This window comes from Rosenbergiella epipactidis, from assembly GCF_018494055.1.
Classification (GTDB): Bacteria; Pseudomonadota; Gammaproteobacteria; order Enterobacterales; family Enterobacteriaceae; genus Rosenbergiella; species Rosenbergiella epipactidis.
The window spans coordinates 1-731 of sequence record NZ_JABBFQ010000023.1; the positions used below are offsets into that span (position 1 = coordinate 1).

Sequence of the window (731 nt, forward strand, 5' to 3'; positions counted from 1 at the left end):
GTCACATTGTGTTCCCCATCGGCTAAGGCAACGCTTGGGGTGAACGTCCAGTTACCATCCTTGTCTGCCGTCGTGGTGCCCAGTACCGTTTTATCACCGTCTTTCAGGGTGATTTGCGCGCCCGCTTCTGCTTTACCGCTAAAGGTCATCTCATTGACGTTAGTGGTCCCATGATCTTTTACCGCGACATCGGTATGGGCTTTATCCACCACGTCCGTAATAGTCGGTGCAGCCGGGGTATCCGTTCCTGGATCGACGGGGGTAGTGGCGTCAACGGTAACGTCAAATCCATTCGACGCGGGGCTAACGTTGCCCGCGGCATCGGTGGCGGTTGCCGTAATATCGTGAGCACCGTCCGCAAGCTGGGTATCGATATGCCAGTTACCCTCGGCATCAGCCGTACCACGCCCGACTTCCTTGCCGTCGCTGTCGGTCAGCACTACCGTACTGTTCGCTTCGGCCTTACCGCTAAAGGTGACATCCGGTGTTTTGCTGGTCGAGTGGTCGGCAACCGCCTGATCTGGGTGAGCCGTCTCAACAACCCCCTCAATGCTCGGTGTGCCGGGTGCTTGGGTATCGACCGTAAAATCGAAGGCCGCTGACGGTGAGCTGCTGCCTGCCGCAGTCGTCGCCGTGGCGGTCACATTATGTGCGCCATCGGCTAAGGCAACGCTTGGGGTGAACGTCCAGTTACCATCCTGGTCTGCCGTCGTGGTACCCAACACCGTTTT

The 731-nt window shown here is 58.1% G+C and carries 1 protein-coding gene; it reads right to left on the reverse strand.

Features of this window, described 5'->3' with window-relative positions; all coding sequences use genetic code 11:
- The coding region (locus HGT71_RS15625; protein ID WP_214218606.1) for an Ig-like domain-containing protein at positions 1 to 731 on the reverse strand (731 nt) is incomplete at both ends.